We start from the raw sequence: 24,415 nt of genomic DNA on the forward strand, positions 1-24,415 counted from the left end.
CTCATTTAGATATAATGAAAAATACTTTTAAATTATTTATTTATAACTTTTGGTTATAAAGAATGGAGTTAATTATGGACTTAATTAAATTAAAATACTTTTATATAACAGCAGAATTAGAAAATATGTCATTGGCTGCTAAAGAACTTCTGATTTCACAACCAGCGTTAAGTAAAGCGATTACAAATCTTGAGGCGGAGCTGAAGATGGATTTATTTTTCCGTAATGGAAGGAACATTTCCTTAAATGAAAATGGCAGTTTCTTATTTAAAGAAGCAGACCGTGTTTTCTCAGTAATACGCGATTTAGAGCGTGGATTGGAGGAAAGGCGTGGAGAAGGGAATGGAAACCTATCCATTGTTACAACTCTTCCTTATACATTTACAAATATTATAGATTTATTTTTTAATGAGTATCCACACGTCAAATATCAGCAAGTTCCGTTATCGAAAGAAAACTTGCAGCAGTTCATTGAAAATGGCAAATACGATGTGTGTATTACCACAGAGAAAATAGAACATTCAAATGTCGAGTGGGTACCATTATTTGAAGAAGAAATTTTTTTAACTGTTCCAAAATCATTCAAAGTAGCCAATGCTGGTTCAATTGATTTGATGAAGCTTGAGGATATTTCTTTCATTGGGTTAACAGACCAGTACAGTTTTCGGCAATTTACAGATCAATTTTGTGAATCGGTAGGATATAAACCTAAATACCAAGTAGAAGTAGAAGAAGCAACAACAATCTTGCAAATGGTGAAAAATGGACGTGGGGCAGCTTTTACACCTGAAACTTCTGTTAATCTTTATGAAAATAAAATAAAGCACTTAAAAATTGAAAATGGGAAATTTACACGTACGATTGGATTATTAAAGCATCGATACACATACCCAACCAAGATTTCAGAGGCATTCATTTCACATTGTCATCGCTACTTTCAGGGCATAAGAATGGGGAAAGAAAGATTACCAAAAGATGTCTGATAGAGTTAAAAATCTAAGTGAAAAAATTGGGTAAATGAAAATTTAGTGAGGATTCACTTTCTTCTTTTTTAAGTTAATCAGTTTTTTAAAAAATATATAGTGACAGCAGGGGCGTTGATCCAAGAAGGGATTAGCGCTATTTTTATAGAACTAAAGGGGCAGGAGGAGAAATTCTATGAAAAAGAAAACAATGATTTGGATTACAGTCACTACATTTTTGATAGGTTTTGTAATAGTCAATTGGAAATATATTTATCAATATACTGAATGGAAATTGATTTGGGGGCTAGAGGTTCCGAAACCAATAAATATAGAAACAGTACTTCATACGAGAAATGGATTCCCAAGTGAGGGAGAGACCTTCCATGTTCTTGATTATAGATCTATTGAAAAGATGTTAAAGGAAAAAGATGGCTGGGTTTCTATTAATGATGAATCTTACGATACAGTTTCAAAATACCTTAAAAAGTTTGAAAAGGATGTATTTAATATAAATAAGGATACGCAGAATTTATATGTTGTATTTCAAGAGAATCCCGTGACTTACGATAATAAAGATAAATACTATTATAAATTGAAAGAGGATAATAGCTATATACTTGCAATTTCAAATGTGAAAGAACAAAAACTGTTTGTAATGGAATGGATTCAATAGGTGAACAACATAATTAATCATACTTTTCTCTCAGAGGTATTTGAAAAATCAAAGAGCTGTATAGACAGCTCTTTTTTTCTTGTTAAACTAATGGAAGCAAAACATAACAAGTTAGCTCGGGAAAACAGGGAAGTGGTGAATTGTGTTGAAGAAAAAAAGAGGGAAGATTAATGGAATAATATACAATAATACTGCTTACTATAAGGGAAAATGTAGATATTACCCGACCATTACAGATTTAAAAGGTATCCTTGAAGAAATTATTAGTTGTAATTCAACGACTAATTGTCTTAGAGTGACACCATTCTATATCAATGAAGAACTGAATCACCAAATAGAATTTGAGGAATATATGTTTTATATAGAATGCAGAGATTGGTTTGATGAAAAGGAGCAAAAGATGCACATCTTAGATTGTCTAGATTCAGTAGATACCCCTAGAGTACTTAATGATATGAATCTAGGTGCTATACTATATCCATTATGCAAACATAACGATATTGTTTCATATCAAAAGGCACTTAAAGTATATAAGGACTCTTTAAGAGAAATTCTACTCAAGATGATGAAAATAGCAAAATCTGAAATGAAATTAAAAGAAAAGCATTTGCCATTTGGATATTTTTGCTTTGAAATTCAAAGTGACTGAGTAGTTTTTTCTTCAACAAAATAAATAGGTGAAGTTAAAGAAGGAAAAATATTAAAAACGACAGGAAGGTTATGTAATGAAAGATGTAATAGCACTAATACATACAAGGAAAACCGGCGTTAATGAATCAGACATAAAGGAAACGGAAGATAAGCTAGGTGCAGTCTTCCCAGAACAATATAAGGAACTTTTCAAGTTAATCAATAATGCAGAAGTAGGTGAATGGACGCTTTTTCCTATCAAAGACCAGAGAAATCCTAAAAAGACTTGGGATGATATTGTTAGACAAAACACTGAAGTCAATGAAGATATGTCTAAAGAGCTAATAGCAATTGGTGATGATGGTTCGGGAGATAAATTATGTTTTAAAATTAAAAATGGAAGAATGGAGAATGAGATTTATATATGGTATCACGAAGATGCAGAACTTGAAGAATATGCCTCTAATTTAAAAGAATTTATTATTTTAATTTCAGAAAAAAAGATCGAGGATGACTTTGATGATGAATAAATTTGGACACTTCAATAATTTATTATGTTTCTAATAACAGTTCAGGTTAAAATAAAGGTATGTTCCTTCTTATATAGAATTGTAATTACAAACAATATTAAGGAGGCACCTCAATGCCCAGCTCATTTTTAATGTTTTTAGATTCTTATTTGGATGTTTGGAGAAATTCATCTTTAATAGGCATGAAAAAATTAATATCACAAGAGTATAAAGCTAGAGAAATAATAGAGGGAAATATAGTTGACTTTGGTTATGAAGAATCATTAAATGGATGGGAACAAGGTTTTAAATTTGCAAAAGAAAATAATGCAGAGTGGATGATAAATATAATTACAGTTCTTCCTTTAAGAGAAGACGAAACTATGGCTATTTTATCTGCTACTTTGGTTATTCGAGGTAAGAAATTAGACACAGCAAATTTGTTCTTTCAAACGTTCCAAAAAAATAGCAAGAACGAATGGAATTTAGTAAGAAGTTATATAGAAGCAGGAGTTACTAATGTTAGTATATTCATTAACACAAAACAAATTTGAATAAAAACAATATAGGAGGAAGCTTATATGACAAGTAAGGAGTATTCACCAGAGCAACGTGAGGAACTATTTGAAACTTTGAAAGATCGTTTTGAGAAAAATATGAACCGCCATATGGGACTTGACTGGGTTAAAGTACAAGCTAAGCTTGAAGCTAACACTGATAAACTGTGGTCGCTCCACGAAATGGAAATAACTGGCGGTGAACCTGATGTTGTTGGATATGATAAAACGACAGCCGAATTCATTTTTTATGATTGTTCCGCGGAAAGTCCTAAGGGTCGCAGAAGCGTTTGTTATGACCGTGAAGCACTGGAGTCAAGGAAAAAACACAAACCAGAGAATAGCGTTCTTGATATGGCAGCTGATATGGGTATTGAGCTTTTAACGGAGGAACAATACCGGGAGCTTCAGAAGCTTGGAGAATTCGATTTGAAAACGTCTAGCTGGGTGCAAACACCTGATAATATTAGAAAATTCGGGGGAGCCATCTTTTGTGATCGTCGCTACGATACTGTATTTATGTACCACAATGGAGCAGATTCTTATTATGCTGCACGGGGCTTCCGTGGCTCTTTAAGAGTTTAAATTTTGACATAAGCAGCTCTTTTTTCTTGTTCAACTATAGTTGATAAATCTCTATTATTCGGCTTGTTAAATATATTACCCCAAAAATCAAAACCTCTTACTCCAATGGACTTTAAAATGGAGTAAGAGGTTTTTGTTAATTAATGCCAATTTAAATATGGGTCTTCAACTAAGTATCTACCTAAAGGATCTGCGTAGATAAATGCAGTAGTTTTTTTACTTGACAAAAGTCGAAGAAAGAGGTAGGTTATATTAGCTTTAGAAATTATATTAAAATTATTTTCCCCTAAATATATTATTAAATTTAAATCTTGAAATACTAGACTTATAGGAAGGTGATCAAATGGAAATTTTAAATAAAAATAAGACTGCCTTTTTAAACAAGTTTAGTAGTCTGTTTATTTTAGCCGTTTTCATGTTATGGATTAAAACATATATCACGCAAGTAACTCAGTTTAACTTAGGAGTAGAAGGACTCCTTCAACAATTCCTTTTATTTATAAATCCGCTTGGCTCTGCCTTGCTATTTCTTGGATTTTCTTTTGCTTTCAAAGGTCGAGGAAGATACACATTACTTGCTGTTATTTATGCTTTAATGTCCTTTCTTTTATATGCAAATGTAGTTTATTATAGATTTTTTAGTGACTTTATTACATTACCAACGATTACTCAAACGCAGAATTTTGGAGACTTAGGCGGCAGTGTTATTTCTTTATTAAATCCCTACGATATCATGTTCTTTGTTGATGTATTTTTGTTGGCTTATCTATGTGTGTCTAAAAAAATACAAAAAAACAATAGTAGAGTTGGATATAAGAAAGCAATTGCTGGGCTTGCTTTTGTAATAGGAATATTTGCATTAAATTTAGGATTAGCTAACTATGATCGTCCACAGTTATTAACTCGTGGTTTTGATAGAAACTATATTGTTAAGTATTTAGGAATGTATAACTATACTATTTATGACACTACTGAAACTATAAAGGCATCTTCACAGAGGGCTTTAGCTGATAGCGATGATATGACAGAAGTTATTAACTATACAAAATCTATCTCTGCGGAGCCTAATCCAGAATATTTCGGCGCTGCGAAGGACATGAACGTCATCTATATCCATTTGGAGTCATTCCAAAACTTTTTAATGAATTATAAATTAAACGGTGAAGAAGTTACACCATTCTTAAATTCATTAATAAAAGATCCGAATACACTATACTTTGATAATTTCTTCCATGAAACAGCTCAAGGCAAAACTTCGGATGCTGAATTCATGCTTGAAAACTCATTGTTTGGTTTACCACAAGGGTCTGCATTTATTACAAAAGGTCAGAATACTTATCAATCAGCTCCCGCGATTTTAAAAAAAGATGGTTATACATCTGCTGTATTCCACGGCAATAACGGCACTTTCTGGAATCGTAATGAGATTTATAAATCATTCGGCTATGAGCATTTCTTTGATGCCAATTATTATGACACTACTTCTAAAGAAGATATGGCTGAATATGGATTATTGGACAAGCCATTCTTTGAACAATCATTAGAATATGTAAAAACTTTACCTCAACCCTTCTATGCTAAATTTATTACGGTTGGGAACCATTATCCATATAAAATGAATCAAAACTTAACAACAATTGATAAAGCAGATACTGGTGATGCAAGTGTAGATGATTATTTCCAAACTGCTCGTTATGCTGATGAAGCAATTGAACAGTTCATTGGTGAATTACAAAACTCCGGCTTATATGATAACAGTATGCTTGTTTTTTATGGTGATCATTATGGTATTTCTGAAAATCATAATAAAGCCATGGAACAAATCATCGGAAAAGAAATTACTCCTTACGAAAGTACTAATTTACAACGGGTACCTTTAATTATTCACGTTCCTGGGATGCAAGGTGGAGTCAATCATACTTATGGAGGGCAAATAGACCTTCTTCCAACCTTATTACACTTACTTGGAATTGATTCACAAGATTATGTTCAATTTGGTACAGACATATTATCAAAAGAACATAATGATATTGTACCTTTCAGAAATGGTGATTATGTCAGCCCTACTATCTATTCAATTGATGAAAAATTCTATGATGCAACAACTGGTTTGCCACTAGTTGATGATAATCAAATTCAAAAAGCGAATGAGTATAAGAAAAGAGTAGAAAACAGGTTGCATTTATCTGATAAAGTTGTAAATGGTGACTTATTGAGATTTTATACACCGGCAGGCTTTACTAAGGTTAATCCTTCTCAATATAATTATAATATGGATGTAACAGAAAAAGCTGACAACGAAAAATAATAGATTTATTTAATATAATTTAATCCGATTAAAGAACAAATTCTCCATGTGGAATTTGTTCTTTTTTTATTCTAAAAAAATGTAAGGAGACTTTTGTTGCCGAAAAGAAGCATTTTAAAATTTGATATACTGTCTCGAGATGAATATATACCCTAAATAATCAAAAAAGTTTGCGGAGTAGTCCGATATTTGAGAATATAATAGGGTAGGCTGTATTTTTTGAAAGGGGATAGGGATATGAAACCGATTTATAGTTCAGCAAAAGAAGCTGTCGCAGGTATTGAAGACGGCATGACGTTAATGGTAGGCGGATTTGGATTAGTAGGTATTCCAGAGCAGCTAATTTTAGCGTTAGTTGATAAAGGGGTAAAGGATTTAACCGTAATTTCCAATAACTGTGGCGTAGATGACTGGGGCCTAGGCCTTTTACTAAAAAATAAACAGATTAAAAAAATGATAGGCTCCTATGTAGGTGAAAATAAAGAGTTTGAAAGACAAGTAATTTCAGGAGAGATTGAAGTTGAGCTCACTCCACAAGGTACTTTAGCGGAAAAAATTCGTGCCGGAGGGGCAGGAATTCCTGCATTTTTTACTCCAGCAGGTGTAGGTACAGTAGTTGCAGAGGGTAAAGAGGTACGTATTTATGACGGTAAGGAATATGTTCTTGAAGAAGCCCTTAGAGCAGATTATGCTTTGATTCGGGCGGCTAAGGCAGATAAGTTTGGTAACCTAATATACAACAAAACAGCTCAAAACTTCAATCCAATGATGGCTGCTGCTGGTTTGATGACGATAGCAGAAGTAGAGGAAATCGTAGAGACAGGCGATTTAGATCCAGCCCAAATACATACACCAAGTATTTATGTCCAAGGTCTGTTCCAAGCAGAGCAGGAAAAAAGAATCGAACGTCTAACGATACGTTCATAAGGGGGAGATTCGGATGAATACACGTGAAAAAATTGCGAGAAGAGCAGAAAAAGAAATTGAAAATGGGAACTATGTAAATCTAGGGATTGGAATTCCTACCTTGGTTGCCAACTTTATATCGCCAGATAAGACAGTGGTGCTTCAATCAGAGAATGGACTTTTAGGCATAGGGCCATATCCAACGGAGCAAGAAGTGGATCCAGACCTTATCAATGCTGGTAAGGAAACAGTTACTACAATACCAGGGTCATCCTTCTTCTCAAGTGCTGAATCCTTTGCGATGATACGCGGAGGACATGTAGATGTTGCTATTTTAGGGGCAATGGAGGTTTCCGAAAAGGGAGATTTAGCTAACTGGATGATCCCAGGTAAGATGATTAAAGGAATGGGAGGAGCGATGGATCTTGTACATGGTGCCAAGAAAATAATTGTTATTATGGACCATTGTGCGAAGGACGGCTCCGCAAAGATTAAAAAAGAATGTGCCTTGCCTCTAACTGGTAAGGCAGTTGTGAATAAAATAATAACAGAACGGGCAATGATTGAAGTAACTGAAGATGGCCTAGAGTTAAAAGAGGTATTTGAAGGGTATTCTGTTCAAGATATTATCGATGCTACTGAAGCTGGTTTAATCATCAAAGATGTAAAAGAGAATGTAGCGATTTAATTTCTCATAATATAAAATTTTTGATGAGAGTACATCTTGTGTTTTCCTTCAATATCCATTAGAATAAATGCATTACATTGAATAAAATTCGACTAAGAAAAGGAATAGTAAATAACACTCGTTTCTGAAGAGAGCTAACATCTGGTGCAAGTTAGTGTAACGAATTATTGAACTCGCCTTTGAGTCTGTATAAGTGAACGATTAGTAGCTTATACCGTTTTCCGCGTTAAGGAAACAAGTTGAGTGATAATTTTTTCACTAATTTGGGTGGTACCGCGTGAGTATATCTCTCGTCCCTTATTTTTTTAAGGGGCGAGTTTTTTTATTTGGCGCTGTTATCTTTTGGGATTTTAAACCAATGATAGTTATAAAGCGCCATTAACTGAAGGAGGAAGAAAGATGAGCTTTAATCATGAAGCAATTGAGCAAAAGTGGCAAAGTTATTGGAAAGAAAACAAGACATATAAAATGATTGATGATCCTTCCAAACCAAAATTTTATGCATTAGATATGTTCCCATATCCATCAGGAGTAGGTCTACACGTGGGACATCCACTTGGATATATTGCAACAGATATTCTAAGTGCATTTAAACGTAAACAAGGCTACAATGTACTTCACCCAATGGGATGGGATGCATTCGGTCTTCCTGCAGAGCAGTATGCAATTGATACAGGTAATGATCCTGCAGAATTTACTGCAAAAAATATTGCGACGTTCAAACGTCAAATGATGGATCTTGGATTTTCTTATGATTGGGATAGAGAAATCAATACAACCGATCCTTCCTATTACAAATGGACACAATGGATCTTCATCCAGCTTTATAAAAAGGGCTTAGCTTACGTGGATGAAGTGCCAGTAAACTGGTGTCCAGCATTAGGTACAGTTCTAGCGAATGAAGAGGTAATTGATGGCTTATCGGAACGTGGTGGGCATCCAGTAGAGCGTAGACCAATGCGCCAATGGGTTCTTCGCATTACGGCTTATGCAGATCGATTGTTGGAGGATTTAGATGATTTAGATTGGCCAGAGAGCTTGAAAGAAATGCAACGTAACTGGATTGGCCGTTCTGAAGGAGCAGAACTAACGTTTGAAGTTGCAGGAACAAAGGAATCCTTCCAAGCATTTACGACTCGTCCAGATACTATTTTTGGCGCAACATATGCAGTATTGGCACCAGAGCATAAATTAGTGGATGCTATTACAACTCCAGAGCAGCAGGAAGCAGTTCAAGCTTATAAAGATCAAGTAAAATTGAAAAGTGATTTAGAGCGTACAGATCTTGCCAAGCATAAAACTGGAGTATTTACAGGAGCCTATGCCATCAATCCAGTTAGTGGTGAAAAAATGCCAATCTGGATCGCAGACTATGTTTTAGCAACATATGGAACAGGTGCTATCATGGCAGTTCCTGCACATGATGACCGTGACTATGAGTTTGCTAAGCAATTCGATCTTCCGATTGTAGAAGTTGTTTCGGGTGGAAGCATTGAAGAAGCTGCTTACACAGAGGATGGCATACTTGTTAATTCGGATTTCTTAAATGGTCTTAACAAAGAAGAAGCAATCGCTAAAGCAATTGAATGGTTTGAAGCGAATGGAAAAGGCGAGAAGAAAATTACTTATCGTTTACGTGACTGGTTGTTCAGCCGTCAGCGTTATTGGGGAGAACCAATTCCGATTATCCATTGGGAAGATGGAACTTCAACACCTGTAGATGAATCAGAGCTTCCACTTATGCTACCTGTTACTACTGACATCAAGCCAAGTGGTACAGGTGAATCTCCATTAGCTAATATTGAGGAATGGGTAAATGTAGTGGACCCAGTGACTGGTAAAAAAGGACGTCGTGAAACAAATACAATGCCTCAGTGGGCAGGAAGCTGCTGGTATTATATACGCTACATCGATCCACATAATGATGAAGCACTAATTGATCCAGAGCTAGTAAAACGCTGGTTGCCAGTAGATCTTTACGTAGGTGGGGCAGAGCATGCTGTACTTCACTTGCTATATGCACGTTTCTGGCATAAATTCCTATATGATATCGGTGTTGTTACAACGAAAGAGCCATTCCAAAAATTATTTAACCAAGGAATGATCTTAGGTGAAAATCACGAGAAAATGTCTAAATCTAAAGGGAATGTAGTTAATCCTGATGATATCGTGAAGAGCCACGGAGCTGATTCACTTCGTTTATATGAAATGTTCATGGGACCTCTAGATTCTTCTAAACCATGGTCAACGAATGGTCTAGACGGCTCTCGTAGATTCTTGGATCGTATTTGGAGATTATTCGTAACAGAGGAGGGCACTCTAAGCCCGAAAGTTAGCGACACATCATCTGACAATATGGAAAAAGCGTACCACCAAACGGTTAAGAAGGTAACAGAGGATTACGAGGCAATGCACTATAACACGGCTATCTCTCAAATGATGGTATTTATTAATGAAGGATATAAAGCTGAGAAAATTTCTAAGGAATATGTAGAGGGCTTCGTGAAGCTTATTTCTCCTATTGTTCCTCATATCTCAGAGGAGCTTTGGAGCATTTTAGGCCATGATAATTCTGTCGCTTATGAATCTTGGCCAACATTCGATGAATCCAAGCTTGTGGACAACGAGGTTGAAATTCCAGTACAGATCAAAGGGAAAGTTCGTGCAAAACTTGTCGTTTCTAAAGACGCAACAAAAGATGAGCTAGAAGCATTGGCATTAGCTTCTGAACAAGTTCAACAATGGATTGAAGGCAATGAAGTCAAAAAAATCATTGCAATCCCTGGTAAAATGGTAAACATCGTTATTTAATAAATAATAAAGCTGCTTAGTCTCTTATGAGAGTTAAGCAGCTTTATTTTTTAGAAAAACACAAGCATGATGAGAACTGAGAGATGATTGAGACAAAACAGGAAGAGCAGCAAAAAAGGGATGATGGCTTGTTACTTTCCGACAAAGCCTTTTATCTGTTTGTGCAACTCTTAACGTCGTCTGCGCAACATTTCAAGCGTTTTGTGCAAGGTTTTGCTCCATCACTGCAATGTTCCACTTCATCTGTGCAAGGTTATTACTCATCACCGCAAGGTTCTCGCAAATCTTCAAAATTTCATGTTCACAACATTACTTTCATCCATTGAAACGTCGTCCACTTTCTCACTACTACACCCCACATGATTACAGCGACAGGCGGCGACTCCTGTGGGATGAGTGAGACTGATAAGCCATCACAAACGACGCGTAAGCGACGGTGATGGCTTATCGCTCACCCCACAGAAAGCGAAAATCTGCAACCTATTAATTAAACTTTTCTGCAAACCATTTGCACTTTTCATGAAGCAATATCTTCTTTTGGAAACATGAACTTTAACAAAAGCAAACCAACAATATGAACTAAAATAATACCAAGAGCAGCTACCATCAAACTCTCCTTTCAAAGGTTAATTCAACGTATCTACAAATACTTTCATAAGCATAGTACCATGCTCTGTTCCAATAGACTCAGGGTGAAACTGAAGTCCATAAAGTGGATAGTCCCTGTGCTTTATTGCCATAATTTCATGATCATCATCAGCTCTTGCTAGAACCTCGAAACAATCTTGTAAACTATCCTCTTCAATGACAAGAGAGTGATAACGCATGACGGATATAGGTCCTTCAAACCCGTGGAACAATTCATTTTGTGTATGATGTATTGTAGATAGCTTGCCGTGCATAATTGTTTTAGCCTGCACGACATTGGCACCAAAAGCAGCACCAATCGATTGGTGACCAAGACAAATTCCAAGGATAGGGTATTTCTTATAAAATGCTTGAATAACTTCAACAGAAATACCTGCTTCAAGCGGATTACCTGGTCCAGGGGAGATGACAATTGCTTCCGGGCAAAGCTTATCTATAGCTTCAATGGTAATAGCATCATTTCTAACAATCTTAACATCCTTACCAAGAATACCTAATTGCTGATAGAGATTATACGTAAAGGAATCATAATTATCTATTAGGAGTATCATCTGTGCACCTCCAAAAGTGCTTTTGCCTTGTTTAACGTTTCCTCATATTCATTTTTAGGAATGGAATCATAAACAATACCCGCACCAGCCTGCACAAATGCCTCATTATCTATTACAACCATTGTTCTAATTGCGAGAGCGAGATCCATATCTCCTGATACTGAAATATAACCTACTGCACCAGCATAAACCCCGCGTTTCATAGGCTCCAATTCGTTTATAATTTGCATAGCTCGAATTTTTGGTGCTCCGGAAACAGTGCCCGCTGGTAAGCATGTTGCCAATACATCTAATGCGTGAGTATCTTTTGTTAAACGTCCTGTTACCTCTGAAACTATATGCATGACATACTTGTACAATTCTATTTGCATATATTTATTTACCTGAACGGTACCAATTTCAGAAATTTTGCCTATGTCATTTCTTCCTAAGTCAACAAGCATTCGATGCTCTGCTACTTCTTTTTCATCTATTAATAAACTGGCAGCAATTTGCTTATCTTCTTCTGAGGTTTTCCCTCGTGGCTTTGTTCCTGCAATTGGATTAGTAGTGACAAATCCATTCTTTACCTTTACTAGACTCTCAGGAGAAGTACCTAAAACGATATAATCTTCGAAATCCATGTAAAACATATAAGGTGATGGATTAGAAGTTCTCAGTTGCCGATAAAGAGAGAATGGATTTCCTTTAAAAGGAGAGGAGAAGCGCTGTGAGATCACCACTTGGAATATATCTCCTTTTACGATATGTTGCTTTGCTTTCTCCACCATTTCTTTAAAGTCATCTTCTTTTATCACCGGCTTAAATGATAGGCTACCTCCCAACTCTCCTTGCTGTGGAGAACCCGCTTGGAGGTCTTCATAAATTATTTCAATATCCTTTTTCATATGCTCGGTAGAACGCCCACTTAAAAATAAATCAATAGCTGCGATTGTCACCTTTTGTTTTAAATGATCATAAATAAGAAAGGTATCGTAAAATAACACATGAATATCAGGCATATTTAAATCATCGGGAAGATACTCTCCGATTCGTTCGTTATAAAATGCCGTTTCATATCCAAAATAACCCAGCATTCCACCAAAAAAAGAAAAGGGATATTGTTCATTGTGTTCAGGAAGAATGGTTTTAAGTTTATCGATAATGGGTTCATGACCAACTTCTTTGTTTCCTTGTTCGTCTGTAAATACATAATTAAACTGATTGCCTTTAATTTCTGCTACAGGGTTTAATACTATAAAAGAGTAGCGTCCGCTTTCCTCGTGCTTTGCAGAGGATTCAAATAGCATTTTTTTCATTCCACTTAAGGAGTGATAAATGGAGATAGGAGTCATCATATCCCCTTGGATTTCTTTCATTTCATAGCTTCTCGTCTCAACTGTCATTTTCTACACTCTCCTCTTTCTCGACTCGGCTCATCTAAAAAAGAATACAAAAAGGCCCTCCATCCAAAAAGGACGGAGAGCCGTGGTGCCACCTTCATTGATTACTATTGTAATCCACTTGTTTGCAGCTCATAGCTGCTAGTCCTGTAACGTAGACAAACGCCAAGGCCTACTATCATTTCGGCCTTGGAACTCAGAAGCCCATTCATCATATGCTATGCACTGACTTGCACCAACCGTCAGCTCTCTAAGGCATCACATATGACTACTACTCTTCGTCATCGCTCATTAAAGACCATTGTATTATAAATAGTTTCAAAATTCAATGGATTCGTATAAAATATTCCAAATTTTATCCATTTAATCTAAAATACTTTTTGCTGCACTCATGCCAGCTAGTTTTCCCGTAACAAGAGCGGAGGTAATGTTATAGCCACCTGTATAGCCGTGTATGTCTAATATTTCCCCACAAAAGTATAGGCCAGGTTTTTTCTTCGATGCCATTGTCTTTGGCTCAATCTCTTTAATAGAAACGCCGCCACCAGTGACAAAGGCTTTTTCAAGGGGCTGAGTACCATGTACCTTAACAACAAACTGCTTTAATAGATGGGCGAGGGATCTGATTTTCTCGTGGGATAGGTTTTGGCCATCTTCACTTTCTTGTATTTTTGCTTGTTCCAACAAAAACAAAAGCCATCTTTCTGGAACTAGTCCTTTCCATACATTTTTAACAGCTTTCTTAGGATCTTCCTTAATAGAAGAGAGGAGCTTTTGGAAAGTTTCTTCTTCATTTATTTCAGGTAGGCTATCAATTCTTACAGAAACTGGTCCGCCATTTTTCTTAATTTCTTTTACAACGAACTGGCTACAACGTAAAATAGCAGGACCGCTTAAGCCAAAATGTGTAAAGAGCATGTCCATTTGATGTGTGATGATTGCTTTTCCTTTTTTATTTAGAACTGAAACAGCTACATCTCTAAGTGCTAGCCCTTGAAGCTCCTTAGACTTTATGAATGCCTCACTAGATAATAAAGGAACCTCTGTTGGATATAAATCGGTTACCGTATGCCCAGCTTTTTCAGCCCAAGGGTAGCCATCTCCGGTTGAGCCTGTTTGAGGAACGGCCTTTCCACCGACAGCAACAACTATAGCTCCAGCAGTTATTTCTTCGCCAGTCGCCAATCTAATTCCAATAACTTTTTCTTCATTCATTAACAGTTTAGAAACGGGAGCATTTAGCTTTATATCTACTTTTAATCTTTTTAATTCGTCAAGAAGAGCGTTCACAACATCCATTGCCTTGTTGGAAACAGGGAACATTCTACCATGGTCTTCCTCTTTTAACGGAACACCTAAGTTCTCAAAAAAGGCAATAATATCTTCATTGTTAAAGACGGAGAATGGACTGAATAGAAATCGACCATTTCCTGGTATGTTTTTTACGATTTCCTCCTGAGGAAGTCTATTCGTGACGTTGCATCGACCTCCACCAGATATAGCAAGCTTTTTCCCTAGCTTATTCCCTTTTTCAATCAATAAAACCTTTTTGTTTTCAGCGCCAGCTGCGGCAGCGGCCATAAGTCCTGAGGGACCCCCACCGATAATAATTACGTCATACATAGTAAATTCACACTTTCATTTTTTCTTTATTATACATGATTGTAGTTTTGATGAGACAGTTGTAAACTGTAATATAGACATTTTAAAGGATTGGGCGGGTTTGATGGCATCGAATTTATTAAAAGGGACAATGATCTTAACGGTCGGTCTCTTGTTATCTAGAATTTTAGGAGTTCTTTATGTAATTCCTTTTTATCAAATTATTGGCGAGGAATACATTGCGCTTTATCAATACGCTTATACTCCTTATTCAATCATGCTGGCAATAGCTGTTTCAGGAGTACCAGTTGCAGTTTCAAAGTTTGTTTCCAAATATAATGCTCTTGGAGATTATGCTACAGGAAGGAAGCTAATGAAATCCAGTATGCTATTAATGAGTATCACTGGTTTCTTAGGATTCCTTATTCTTTTTTTCTTAGCGGATCCTATTGCACATATGATCATTAAGGATGATGAAGCAGCTTTTTCTCTTAATGATGTAGCTAGTGTGATTAAATATGTCAGCTTCGCAGTAATCGTTGTACCGCTTATGAGTTTAATAAGAGGTTTCTTCCAAGGCTATCAGCATATGACACCAACGGCGGTTTCTCAGCTTTGGGAGCAAATAGTACGTATTTTGTTCGTGTTAGCTGGAGGATTCTTTGTTGTATACATATTAAACGGAACGGAGAAGACAGCGATTTCCTTTGCGGTATTTGCTGCCTTTTTAGGAGCATTGGCCAGTCTGGGTGTTCTCTATTGGTATTGGAAAAAGCTAAAGCCAGAATTTGATTTAAAGTTAAATGATTCTGGCAGTCCTAGGTCAGATGTTTCTCTCAAAAATATATACAAAGAAATATTAATTTATACGGTACCATTTGCATTAGTCGGAGTGATTAATCCGCTATTTCAATTTATCGATATGATTACTTTTAATAGAGCGATGTCTAGCATCGGAATAAGCGGAGATATATCTAATACTTTGTTAGGGATGTTAAACTATTCAACTCATAAATTAGTGATGATACCGGTCATGCTAGCTACCGGATTTAGTATGGCTTTAATACCTTTTATCACGAGTTATTATGCGAAACAAGATTTTGTTCAAGTAAGAAAATCATTAGACCAATCATTTCAAATATTATTATTTCTAACAGTTCCAGCAGCAATGGGAATTGCAGTATTGTCAGGTGATTTTTATCACTTGTTTTATGAGACAAGCAAAACAGGTTCTACAGTTCTTGCACATTATGCACCTGTAGCAATATTATTTGCTTTATATCCAGTAACAACTGCAATTTTGCAGGGGATAGATCGTCAAAAACTAATTATTTTAAATCTATTATTGGGTATACTTACCAAGCTATTATTGAACACACCGCTTATAAAAGCGTTTGAAACAGATGGTGCTATATTGGCAACAGCTTGTGGCTATTTAGTGGCAATAGGGTTGAATATGTTTGCGATTCGAAAAACATTGCATTATAAATCCACTATGGTGATTAGAAGAAGTATACTTATACTCATTGTTAATGCACTTATGTTAACAATAGTATTCGTTATCAAACTAGGCTTAGAGAACCTGTTTGTGATTGATAGTAAAATGGAAGCATTATTGGTCATCATGGTATGTGCTAGTATCGGAGCAGTTTTTTATGGCTACATAACTCTTCGTCTTGGCTTAGCACAAAAGTTATTTGGTGAGAAGATTACGCGCTTTACGAAAAAATTAGGTTTTAAGGAGAAATAAATGCGATTAGATAAATTTCTGTCTCACATGGGATACGGTACAAGAAGTGAAGTAAAGGTACTCATCAAGTCAAAGGCAATTGAAATAAACAATACCGTTGCTAAAAATGGGTCCACGCATGTCAATGAATTAGAGGATCAAGTTTCCGTTTATGGGGAAGTGGTGGAATATAGAGAGTTCATCTATTTAATGATGAACAAGCCACCCGGGGTTGTTTCTGCAACAGAAGATTCTAGAGACCAAACTGTAATTGACCTGCTAGACGATGATGTAAGACATTTTGAGCCGTATCCCGTCGGAAGACTAGATAAGGATACAGTTGGGCTGCTTCTCTTAACAAATGACGGTGCGCTTACACATCGGCTGTTATCTCCTAAAAAGGATGTTCCGAAAGTATATTATGCAAAAGTTGCAGGAAGAGTAACAGAATCAGACGTAGAGGCATTTAAAGAAGGAGTAATTTTAGATGATGGGTATCATACGAAGCCTGGGCATCTTCATATTTTGAAGAGTGATCAAATATCTGAAATTGAGCTGACTATCACCGAAGGAAAGTTCCATCAAGTGAAAAGGATGTTTCAGTCAGTAGATAAGGAAGTAATTTATTTAAAGAGACTTTCGATGGGGGCTTTAAAGCTAGATAATTCTCTAGAAGAAGGGTCTTACCGGGAGTTAACGACTGAGGAATTAATAAGTTTAGAACAAAAGAATGACCATGCATAAGCGTGGTCATTCTTTTTAATATAGTGAATCTAAGATGTCATTTTAACTCGTTTGTTCGTCGTGGTCCATTTGCCTCTTGTTGGACTAATGACTAGGTCATTAAACGCAAGTACATTCAAATCTCGTTGAATTGTTCGAGGAGTGATTCCAAATTCATCGACCAGATCTTGTGTTGTAACAGTTCCGTTGTCTCGGATGAACATATACATATCTTTGATTCGAGTGAGCATCCGATCAGTAGTAGGTTTCAAAAATAACCACTCCTTCATCTTGATATCTCGTGGCAAGACTAGCGGACGACTTGGGCGAAAAGCAACAGATGTATTGCAATTGACAGCCCCTTTACATTTTGGTAGTCAGAATTTTATTATCTGACAATTTAATTATAGTAGAATTACAAAGAAATTTCTATAAAAATAACTGTTTATTTACAAAAAAAACATATGAAGTTCTTCTAAGGAAGTTAAAAGAACCCATTCATGACTGGATTTTCTAATGGATTTGTCTTAATTTAAAATTATAAAAATATTAACCTTAGTACCAGAATACATCTCTAAAATAATATTGATAATCTGATAGAACAATTGAATAGTATGTTGAAATCTTTGCGATATGAAAAGAAACAAAAATTATTTTTTACTTATATGAATAGCTTAAATATGCAGTTACCGCTCTAATAATATTATTTGATAGAGGTTTAAAAAAACCTTCTTTTTGCTGTGTGTTTGAACAAATTAAGTGTAAAATAAGAAATATGCAATATACATAGGAGGATATAATAAATGAACTGGTTAGACCTAGCAGAACAAAAAAAGCCTGAGATCATTAAAGAGTTACAGGCATTAATCCAAATCCCTAGCGTTTTAGACGAAAAGGAAGCTACAGAAGAAGCTCCTTTTGGTATAAAGCCACTTGAGGCGCTTCAACATATGTTAAATGAGGGTAACAAAGAAGGCTTTGTTACGAAAAATATAGACAATATGGCTGGTCACATTGAAATGGGTAGTGGAGAGGAACTAGTAGGAATTCTTTGTCATGTTGATGTAGTTCCGGAAGGACAGGGCTGGACTTACCCACCATTCGAAGGTGTTGTTGCTGATGATCGTATCTATGGTAGAGGAGCAATAGATGATAAAGGTCCAACTATTGCAGCATGGATGGCAATGAAACTAGTTAAGGAAGCTGGTATCGAGCTTTCAAAACGTGTGAGACTAATTATTGGTTCTGATGAAGAAAGCGGATTCCGATGTGTTGATCGCTATTTCGAAAAAGAGGAGATGCCTGACCTAGGCTTTGCTCCAGATGCAGACTTTCCAATTATTAATGCAGAAAAGGGGATTGCTAATTTAATCTTCTCTCAAACGGGTTCTTCCGAAACAGAAACAATTCAATTTTTCCAAGCCGGAAAGCGCACAAATATGGTGCCGGATGAAGCGTTTGCATTTATTTTTGGCGGAGCTCATTCTATTAAAGAAAAATTTAATGCTTTTGCAAGTGAACATGGTATTACTGGAGAGGTATTGCCAGAAGGGCCAGTCGTGAAAGTATTGGTTCGTGGAAAATCTGCTCATGCTATGGAGCCAGATCAAGGAGTGAATGCAGGGGTATTTCTAGCTAAATTCCTATTAACATTATCTTTAACACCACATTCCAAAGCATTCTGTGAATTTCTTGTAATGGCTTTTGGTGACGAAAGCAGAGGTCGTGCATTGGGCTTAGACTATACGGATGAAGTTTCTGGTGAAACTACATTAAATGCTGGGGTTATTCATTATGCACCTGCTCAAGGCTCATGCACACAAGTAAGCCTACGCTATTCTGTTAGCTACCCGTTTGAGGAAAAAGTAGGAGCTTGTAGAGAAAAGCTACAAAATAGTGGTGTTACATTAGATTTAGGCTCTAACTCTACACCACATTTTGTCGATAAAGAGGATGTACTGATTCAATCTCTTCAAAAGGTATACGAGCGTCAAACGGGAGAAAAAGCAGAACTATTATCTATTGGTGGAGGAACATACGCACGAGTACTGAAAAAAGGTGTAGCATTTGGAATGTTATTCCCTGGTAGACCAGATGTAGCACATCAAGTGGATGAATATGTAGATATTGAAGATTTAATAAAAGCAACGGCCATTTATGCAGATGCAATTGTAGAGCTTGCTGGGAAAAAATAAGGAGAGGATGATAGAACATGACTAAAATTTTATGGAATGATCAAATCGTAGAGGAAAAAGAGGTAAAAATCGGCTTTGAGGATCGTGGTTATCAATTCGGAGATGGAATTTATGAAGTGATTAAAATTTATAATGGTGATTTGTTTACAGCAACAGAGCATATCGATCGTCTTTACGCAAGTGCAGACAAAATTCAATTAGTCATGCCTTATACAAAAGATAAATTACATCAATTGATGCACGAACTAATTGAAACGAATGAGCTTCAAAATGGTCAAATTTATCTTCAAGTAACACGTGGAAATAGTCCTCGTATTCATAACTTTCCTAACCCAGCAGTTAGCTCTGTACTGACTGCTTATACAAAAGAAACGACTCGTCCTCTTGCTCAACTAGAAAGTGGCGTAAAGGCTTGTTTTGTAGAGGATATCCGTTGGTTGAGATGTGATATTAAGTCATTGAATCTACTTGGGAATGTACTTGCTAAACAAGAGGCTGTTACAAAAGATTGTTTTGAAGCAATTTTACATCGCGGAGAGACGGTGACAGAAGGATCATCGTCTAATATGTATGGAATAAAAGATGGTGTCTTGTATACACATCCAGTTAGCAACCTGATTTTAAATGGTATAACAAGAAAAGTTATATTAGATTGCTGTGAAGAAATTGGATTACCGATAGTGGAGAAAGCAATGACTAAAGAGGAAACATTGCAAATGGATGAATTTATCATGTCATCTACTAACGCTGAGGTTATGCCGATTATTTCGATTGATGATAAAGCTATCGGCGATGGAAAACCTGGAGAATTTACAAGAAAACTTCAGAAGGCTTTTGAACAAAAGATTCCCTCCACTCTACAAGTATGAACACACATTATTTCATAGGAATCAAAGTACCTGAGATGGTTGGAAGATCTCTCATAAAGGCAAGGGCGACAACAAATATGCATAGAACACATAAAACGTTGCCCCTTGCAGAGGATCTCCATATCACATTAGCTTACTTGGCTGCTGTCGATGAAAATGTATTAAAGGACTTAATAGCATCTTTGAATCAAATTAAGTGGGATGCCTTTTCTTTAACTACAGATGGACTAGCTCATTTTGGTAACGATGAAACTCCTAGAGTTGTATTCGTTGCCTTAGAAGAAAAAGATGAGTTAATGAAACTGCAGCAGGCAATTGTTCAAAAGGTTTTGAATTTTTTAGAGTTAAATATTTCTAAGGACTTCCATGCACATATAACACTGGCTAAAAAGTGGATGTCAAAAGAAAAATGTGTCTATGATTCATTTGATCTGGAAAAACAGTCTTTTGAAGTCCGTGATTTTATCATCTACAAAATAAATCCAGCGAGTACTCCACGTTACGAACATTTTGCAAGAATAAACGTGTGATAGGGAGGCAACGGAATGGCTCAGTTAGTCAAACTGCAAGATTATATATCCAGATATCAGATTGATTTAAAGCGCTATCCTACACAATTTGTTCGTTTGAAAAAACAACAATGGGAGCGTATTAACGCTTCTTGGGAAAACGGAGCTTTAGATACATCGTGGATTGAAAATGAGCAGGAGGAAGATATAGAGGTAGAGGAAAAGAAATCCTTTATCTCTAAACTATTTTCCCGAAATAAAGAAGAAACCTCTGCAGAATTACTGGAAGAGGAAAAAGAAGAGATTGGACATGATGTACAAGAAGAATCTACAACTCTCTTTTTTGAGCCTAATATTGTTTATAATCCAAATTCTAAAGAAGAGCTACGAAGAATGTATTTGGATCAATTATTCCATTTTCAATTAAAATGGGCTAGCTCTACCTTAATGGAAAAATCATATGTGGACCCCAAGTATATGAGAGATAGTTTGCTGAGGCAATTAACACTACAATTGCCTGATAATTATTTTCTGTTTTATTATCCGATTCTTAAATTGAAAAAAGCTCCTGTAGAACTAGATATCATTATTGTTTTACCTACAGAAATTATATGCTTAGTAGTTTTAGAGGGTAGAGATTCAGACGCTTTTATCGGTAGCGGGGATCGATTCTGGGTGAAAAAAAGTGGGAAAGCAGAGAGTAAAACATTAAGTCCGATGATTAGCTTAAATAGAATGGAATCTATTCTTTTACAAGTGTTTAAAAAGGAAGAGATTGACTTGCCAATAAGAAAGGTAGTCTTGTCTAGGAATGGGTATATCGATTATCCAGGTTCCACCTATCAGACTCAATTAGTGGATACAAGAAGTTTTTCTGCTTGGTTTCAATCCTTAAAATCATCTCCTTCACCTATGAAGCATATGCAGTTTAAGGCAGCGCAAGCATTACTTAATCTTGTTCAAACCACCTCCTACTCTCGAGCAGGCTGGGAGTTAGAGAGTGAGATAGAAAATGAATAATGTAGTGATAATTGTAAATGAGGTAGCAGGTCAGGGAAGAGCTAAAAAGCTATGGGAGTCATGGAAGGACCGGCTCCCGTTCTCCTTTACACTCTTTAAAACTGAATACAGTGGGCATGCAACTGCTATATCGAAGGAATATGCTGACGCTAGCCAAGAACCTCTTCTTATTATTGCAATAGGTGGAGATGGTACCATACACGAAATACTCTCAGGTTTGATAGGATACAATCATGTTCGAGTTGGAGTTGTTTCTGCAGGAAGTGGAAACGATTTTGGTCGAACTTTTTTTGTGTTTAAAACAATAGAACAATTAAATGAATATGTTTTGGAATTTCAATCATCAGAATATATGGACATGGGAACATTAAAAACCAATTCAGAGAAATTTCATTTTGTAAATAATGCGGGCTTTGGTTTTGACGCTCATGTTGTGTATGCAGCCAATAATTCTAGCTGGAAAAAGTGGTTAAATAGATTAGGCTTAGGTAAACTAGTATACATACTTTATCTAGTGAAGGAGTTATTTTGTTTTCAAAAATTTTCTTTTTCTTTACTAAATAAAGAAGATGAGATAAAGTTTGAGGATGTTTGGTTTATCACTGTATGTAATCAGCCTTATTTTGGAGGAGGTATGAAAATCTCTCCGTCCTCCTTACCGAACGATTCATTAATCGAACTAACCATAGTACACCATTTAAAAAGAACAAAGCTATTATTTATATTTGGCACTGTGTTTTTTGGAAAACATACTGCTTATAAAGAAATTAAACAAATTCAAGCAAAAGAGTTCACCATTCAAATGAACGATGAAGTATATGGGCATGTAGATGGAGAATTTTCCTGTATGACTACTCCTGGTAGTACTTATACGTTTAAGGTGGAGTCCGATGCTTGGAATTTAGCAAAACCACCAAGTAAAAGGAGTTAAAGTAATGAGATTAAGAAACAAACCATGGGCAGAGGATTTTATAAACGCTCATCCAGAAATAGTAATTCCAAATCCAGAAGAACAAAAAGGAAAATGGAATTCAGTGTTCAATAACGAGAATCCACTTCACATTGAAGTAGGTACAGGTAAAGGCCAATTTATCACAGGAATGGCAAAACAAAATCCTGATATCAATTATATAGGAATTGAGCTTTATGATAGTGTCATTGTATCTGCTTTAGAAAACGCATTAGAAGCACAGCCTTTACCAAATTTACGTTTGCTTAAGGTGAATGGTGCTGACTTAGCAAAATATTTTCAAAAAAATGATGTACACCGTGTGTATTTAAACTTCTCAGATCCATGGCCAAAAATTAGACATGCAAAGAGACGCTTAACTCACGAAGGGTTTTTAAAGCTGTATGAATCTATTTTAGTAGACAATGCAGAAGTGCATTTTAAAACAGATAATAGAGGGTTATTTGAATATTCTTTAACAAGTATGTCGGCTTATGGGATGCTGTTGACTTATGTATCGCTTGATTTACATGCGAATATGCCAGAAGATAATATTATGACGGAATATGAGGAGAAATTCTCAGCAAAAGGACAGCCGATTTATAGACTAGAGGCTAGGTTTTTGAGCAACAAGTAAAAGGTCAATACTATTCAAAGGGGATGAAAGTATGGATACGTATAAGTTTCAAGAGATGACATTAACATGGTTAAAGGGTGGTACGACACATATGGACGGGGGAGCCATGTTTGGAGTAGTGCCAAAGCCTTTATGGGAAAAAAAATATCCTGTTAACGAAAAAAATCAAATAGAGCTTCCTTCCGATCCAATTCTTATCCAATATCAAGGTAAAAACATTTTGCTAGAGGCGGGCATAGGATTTGGTAAGTTTTCAGAAAAGCAAATAAGAAACTATGGGATTACAGACGAATCGATGGTAGATGAAAATCTTGTCGAGCTAGGTCTACTAGCTGAGGATATCGATATCATTTTAATGACACATTTACATTTTGATCACGCTTGTGGATTAACTAAGTGGGTAAATGGAGAGTTAATTTCTAGTTTCCCGAATGCTACTATCTATGTTTCAGATGTAGAGTGGAATGAAATGAAGAATCCTAATATTCGATCTAGCAATACTTATTGGAAGGAAAACTGGGAACCAATTCAATCTCAGGTCACAACATTCAAGGATTCTATTACTATATTAGAAGATATTCAGATGGTTCACACAGGTGGGCATAGCGATGGGCACAGCATTGTACTATTAAGACAATCTGGCGAAACGATCATTCATATGGCCGATCTAATGCCAACGAATGCTCACCAAAATCCTTTATGGGTTTTAGCTTATGATGATTATCCAATGACTTCTGTGTTTGCTAAGCAAAAATGGGTGAATGAGGCATTACAAAACAATTATTGGTTTAGTTTTTATCATGATGCTTACCATCGAATGATTAAATGGTCTACAGATGGCAAGGAAATTATAGAGAAGCTAGAGAGAACGAGAAAATGATGTAAACAGTTATAAGTGTCTAAGGACATTTATAGCTGTTTTTTTGTTGTGTATTCACATAATTATAGAAGGTTATTGGTAAATTATAG

At 36.0% G+C, this 24,415-nt stretch carries 24 protein-coding genes and 2 other annotated features; of the genes, 20 read left to right on the forward strand and 4 right to left on the reverse strand.

Going from position 1 to position 24,415, the window contains the following annotated elements:
* Window positions 1-74 precede the first annotated feature (74 nt).
* The 11 genes from ACQKNZ_RS07835 (at window position 75) to ACQKNZ_RS07885 (ending at window position 10,958) form a co-directional block, all read left to right on the forward strand.
* Entirely contained in the window at window positions 75-983 is a 909-nt protein-coding gene (locus tag ACQKNZ_RS07835; protein WP_427659000.1) for a LysR family transcriptional regulator, read from the forward strand.
* Window positions 984-1,158: 175 nt separating this feature from the next.
* Complete coding sequence (locus tag ACQKNZ_RS07840) at window positions 1,159-1,638, forward strand: hypothetical protein (protein WP_427659002.1); 480 nt, start codon at window positions 1,159-1,161, stop codon at window positions 1,636-1,638.
* Window positions 1,639-1,780: 142 nt separating this feature from the next.
* Window positions 1,781-2,287 (forward strand): hypothetical protein, encoded by a 507-nt coding sequence (locus ACQKNZ_RS07845; protein WP_427659004.1) that lies wholly within the window; start codon window positions 1,781-1,783, stop codon window positions 2,285-2,287.
* A 76-nt stretch (window positions 2,288-2,363) separates the two neighbouring features.
* On the forward strand, window positions 2,364-2,798 hold the full coding sequence (locus ACQKNZ_RS07850; RefSeq protein ID WP_427659006.1) for an SMI1/KNR4 family protein: 435 nt from the start codon (window positions 2,364-2,366) through the stop codon (window positions 2,796-2,798).
* Between the two features lie 113 nt (window positions 2,799-2,911).
* The gene (locus tag ACQKNZ_RS07855) at window positions 2,912-3,331 is read left to right on the forward strand and encodes a flavoprotein (RefSeq protein WP_427659008.1); all 420 of its coding nucleotides are present in this window, start codon (window positions 2,912-2,914) and stop codon (window positions 3,329-3,331) included.
* Window positions 3,332-3,358: 27 nt separating this feature from the next.
* Entirely contained in the window at window positions 3,359-3,919 is a 561-nt protein-coding gene (locus tag ACQKNZ_RS07860; protein ID WP_427659010.1) for a DUF4256 domain-containing protein, read from the forward strand.
* Window positions 3,920-4,262: 343 nt separating this feature from the next.
* The gene (locus tag ACQKNZ_RS07865; protein ID WP_427659012.1) at window positions 4,263-6,227 is read left to right on the forward strand and encodes an LTA synthase family protein; all 1,965 of its coding nucleotides are present in this window, start codon (window positions 4,263-4,265) and stop codon (window positions 6,225-6,227) included.
* Between the two features lie 237 nt (window positions 6,228-6,464).
* Entirely contained in the window at window positions 6,465-7,154 is a 690-nt protein-coding gene (locus ACQKNZ_RS07870; protein ID WP_427659014.1) for a CoA transferase subunit A, read from the forward strand.
* Between the two features lie 13 nt (window positions 7,155-7,167).
* A complete protein-coding gene (locus tag ACQKNZ_RS07875; RefSeq protein ID WP_144535206.1) occupies window positions 7,168-7,821 on the forward strand; it encodes a 3-oxoacid CoA-transferase subunit B in 654 nt (217 codons plus the stop codon).
* Window positions 7,822-7,906: 85 nt separating this feature from the next.
* Window positions 7,907-8,122 (forward strand) — a binding site (T-box leader).
* 98 nt (window positions 8,123-8,220) lie between these two features.
* Complete coding sequence (leuS, locus tag ACQKNZ_RS07880; protein WP_427659016.1) at window positions 8,221-10,632, forward strand: leucine--tRNA ligase; 2,412 nt, start codon at window positions 8,221-8,223, stop codon at window positions 10,630-10,632.
* Window positions 10,633-10,715: 83 nt separating this feature from the next.
* On the forward strand, window positions 10,716-10,958 hold the full coding sequence (locus ACQKNZ_RS07885; RefSeq protein WP_427659018.1) for a hypothetical protein: 243 nt from the start codon (window positions 10,716-10,718) through the stop codon (window positions 10,956-10,958).
* Between the two features lie 300 nt (window positions 10,959-11,258).
* Here the strand turns inward: ACQKNZ_RS07885 and ACQKNZ_RS07890 are convergent, their stop codons facing one another.
* The 3 genes from ACQKNZ_RS07890 to ACQKNZ_RS07900 form a co-directional block, all read right to left on the reverse strand.
* Entirely contained in the window at window positions 11,259-11,831 is a 573-nt protein-coding gene (locus ACQKNZ_RS07890; RefSeq protein ID WP_144535212.1) for an aminodeoxychorismate/anthranilate synthase component II, read from the reverse strand.
* Window positions 11,828-13,216 (reverse strand): anthranilate synthase component I, encoded by a 1,389-nt coding sequence (gene trpE / locus ACQKNZ_RS07895; RefSeq protein ID WP_427659020.1) that lies wholly within the window; start codon window positions 13,214-13,216, stop codon window positions 11,828-11,830. Before trpE ends, ACQKNZ_RS07890 begins: the two co-directional genes overlap by 4 nt.
* A 65-nt stretch (window positions 13,217-13,281) precedes the next feature.
* Window positions 13,282-13,507 (reverse strand) — a binding site (T-box leader).
* Between the two features lie 69 nt (window positions 13,508-13,576).
* Entirely contained in the window at window positions 13,577-14,836 is a 1,260-nt protein-coding gene (locus ACQKNZ_RS07900; RefSeq protein ID WP_427659022.1) for an NAD(P)/FAD-dependent oxidoreductase, read from the reverse strand.
* A 103-nt stretch (window positions 14,837-14,939) separates the two neighbouring features.
* On the opposite strand from ACQKNZ_RS07900, the gene ACQKNZ_RS07905 reads away from it, so the two are divergent.
* Together ACQKNZ_RS07905 and ACQKNZ_RS07910 are read left to right on the forward strand one after the other, a co-directional pair.
* Complete coding sequence (locus ACQKNZ_RS07905; protein WP_144535218.1) at window positions 14,940-16,565, forward strand: putative polysaccharide biosynthesis protein; 1,626 nt, start codon at window positions 14,940-14,942, stop codon at window positions 16,563-16,565.
* The gene (locus ACQKNZ_RS07910) at window positions 16,566-17,288 is read left to right on the forward strand and encodes a pseudouridine synthase (RefSeq protein ID WP_144535220.1); all 723 of its coding nucleotides are present in this window, start codon (window positions 16,566-16,568) and stop codon (window positions 17,286-17,288) included. It begins immediately after the preceding gene.
* Between the two features lie 29 nt (window positions 17,289-17,317).
* On the opposite strand, the gene ACQKNZ_RS07915 is transcribed toward ACQKNZ_RS07910, so the two are convergent.
* The gene (locus ACQKNZ_RS07915) at window positions 17,318-17,539 is read right to left on the reverse strand and encodes a DeoR family transcriptional regulator (RefSeq protein WP_144537096.1); all 222 of its coding nucleotides are present in this window, start codon (window positions 17,537-17,539) and stop codon (window positions 17,318-17,320) included.
* A 531-nt stretch (window positions 17,540-18,070) separates the two neighbouring features.
* Between ACQKNZ_RS07915 and pepV the strand changes: the two genes are divergently transcribed.
* Genes pepV through ACQKNZ_RS07950 form a run of 7 tightly spaced genes read left to right on the forward strand, consistent with a single transcriptional unit; the run spans window position 18,071 to window position 24,326 of the window.
* Entirely contained in the window at window positions 18,071-19,462 is a 1,392-nt protein-coding gene (gene pepV, locus ACQKNZ_RS07920) for a dipeptidase PepV (RefSeq protein ID WP_427659025.1), read from the forward strand.
* Window positions 19,463-19,479: 17 nt separating this feature from the next.
* On the forward strand, window positions 19,480-20,331 hold the full coding sequence (gene dat / locus ACQKNZ_RS07925; protein ID WP_144535223.1) for a D-amino-acid transaminase: 852 nt from the start codon (window positions 19,480-19,482) through the stop codon (window positions 20,329-20,331).
* Entirely contained in the window at window positions 20,328-20,861 is a 534-nt protein-coding gene (gene thpR / locus ACQKNZ_RS07930) for an RNA 2',3'-cyclic phosphodiesterase (protein ID WP_144535225.1), read from the forward strand. The genes dat and thpR overlap by 4 nt, the downstream gene beginning before the upstream one ends.
* Before the next feature lie 15 nt (window positions 20,862-20,876).
* Window positions 20,877-21,860: a nuclease-related domain-containing protein gene (locus ACQKNZ_RS07935; protein ID WP_340844638.1), complete on the forward strand. Its 984-nt coding sequence runs from the start codon at window positions 20,877-20,879 to the stop codon at window positions 21,858-21,860.
* Window positions 21,853-22,791, forward strand: a complete 939-nt coding sequence (locus ACQKNZ_RS07940) for a diacylglycerol/lipid kinase family protein (RefSeq protein ID WP_144535229.1) — start codon at window positions 21,853-21,855, stop codon at window positions 22,789-22,791. Before ACQKNZ_RS07935 ends, ACQKNZ_RS07940 begins: the two co-directional genes overlap by 8 nt.
* Window positions 22,792-22,795: 4 nt before the next feature.
* Window positions 22,796-23,446 (forward strand): tRNA (guanosine(46)-N7)-methyltransferase TrmB, encoded by a 651-nt coding sequence (gene trmB, locus ACQKNZ_RS07945; protein WP_144535231.1) that lies wholly within the window; start codon window positions 22,796-22,798, stop codon window positions 23,444-23,446.
* Between the two features lie 31 nt (window positions 23,447-23,477).
* On the forward strand, window positions 23,478-24,326 hold the full coding sequence (locus ACQKNZ_RS07950) for a YtnP family quorum-quenching lactonase (protein WP_427659029.1): 849 nt from the start codon (window positions 23,478-23,480) through the stop codon (window positions 24,324-24,326).
* Window positions 24,327-24,415: the final 89 nt, after the last annotated feature.

It is taken from the genome of Psychrobacillus sp. NPDC093200, assembly GCF_050280345.1.
Lineage (GTDB): Bacteria > Bacillota > Bacilli > Bacillales_A > Planococcaceae > Psychrobacillus > Psychrobacillus faecigallinarum.

Coding starts and splice junctions, on each gene's coding strand:
- trpE (WP_427659020.1), bottom strand. CDS start 13,216: ATGACAGTTGAGACGAGAAGCTATGAAATGAAAGAAATCCAAGGGGAT.
- ACQKNZ_RS07885 (WP_427659018.1), top strand. CDS start 10,716: ATGATTGAGACAAAACAGGAAGAGCAGCAAAAAAGGGATGATGGCTTG.
- ACQKNZ_RS07905 (WP_144535218.1), top strand. CDS start 14,940: ATGGCATCGAATTTATTAAAAGGGACAATGATCTTAACGGTCGGTCTC.
- dat (WP_144535223.1), top strand. CDS start 19,480: ATGACTAAAATTTTATGGAATGATCAAATCGTAGAGGAAAAAGAGGTA.
- ACQKNZ_RS07855 (WP_427659008.1), top strand. CDS start 2,912: ATGCCCAGCTCATTTTTAATGTTTTTAGATTCTTATTTGGATGTTTGG.
- ACQKNZ_RS07850 (WP_427659006.1), top strand. CDS start 2,364: ATGAAAGATGTAATAGCACTAATACATACAAGGAAAACCGGCGTTAAT.
- ACQKNZ_RS07900 (WP_427659022.1), bottom strand. CDS start 14,836: ATGTATGACGTAATTATTATCGGTGGGGGTCCCTCAGGACTTATGGCC.
- ACQKNZ_RS07870 (WP_427659014.1), top strand. CDS start 6,465: ATGAAACCGATTTATAGTTCAGCAAAAGAAGCTGTCGCAGGTATTGAA.
- ACQKNZ_RS07940 (WP_144535229.1), top strand. CDS start 21,853: ATGAATAATGTAGTGATAATTGTAAATGAGGTAGCAGGTCAGGGAAGA.
- ACQKNZ_RS07865 (WP_427659012.1), top strand. CDS start 4,263: ATGGAAATTTTAAATAAAAATAAGACTGCCTTTTTAAACAAGTTTAGT.
- ACQKNZ_RS07835 (WP_427659000.1), top strand. CDS start 75: ATGGACTTAATTAAATTAAAATACTTTTATATAACAGCAGAATTAGAA.
- ACQKNZ_RS07890 (WP_144535212.1), bottom strand. CDS start 11,831: ATGATACTCCTAATAGATAATTATGATTCCTTTACGTATAATCTCTAT.
- ACQKNZ_RS07875 (WP_144535206.1), top strand. CDS start 7,168: ATGAATACACGTGAAAAAATTGCGAGAAGAGCAGAAAAAGAAATTGAA.
- trmB (WP_144535231.1), top strand. CDS start 22,796: ATGAGATTAAGAAACAAACCATGGGCAGAGGATTTTATAAACGCTCAT.
- thpR (WP_144535225.1), top strand. CDS start 20,328: ATGAACACACATTATTTCATAGGAATCAAAGTACCTGAGATGGTTGGA.
- ACQKNZ_RS07860 (WP_427659010.1), top strand. CDS start 3,359: ATGACAAGTAAGGAGTATTCACCAGAGCAACGTGAGGAACTATTTGAA.
- ACQKNZ_RS07935 (WP_340844638.1), top strand. CDS start 20,877: ATGGCTCAGTTAGTCAAACTGCAAGATTATATATCCAGATATCAGATT.
- ACQKNZ_RS07840 (WP_427659002.1), top strand. CDS start 1,159: ATGAAAAAGAAAACAATGATTTGGATTACAGTCACTACATTTTTGATA.
- ACQKNZ_RS07950 (WP_427659029.1), top strand. CDS start 23,478: ATGGATACGTATAAGTTTCAAGAGATGACATTAACATGGTTAAAGGGT.
- pepV (WP_427659025.1), top strand. CDS start 18,071: ATGAACTGGTTAGACCTAGCAGAACAAAAAAAGCCTGAGATCATTAAA.
- leuS (WP_427659016.1), top strand. CDS start 8,221: ATGAGCTTTAATCATGAAGCAATTGAGCAAAAGTGGCAAAGTTATTGG.
- ACQKNZ_RS07910 (WP_144535220.1), top strand. CDS start 16,566: ATGCGATTAGATAAATTTCTGTCTCACATGGGATACGGTACAAGAAGT.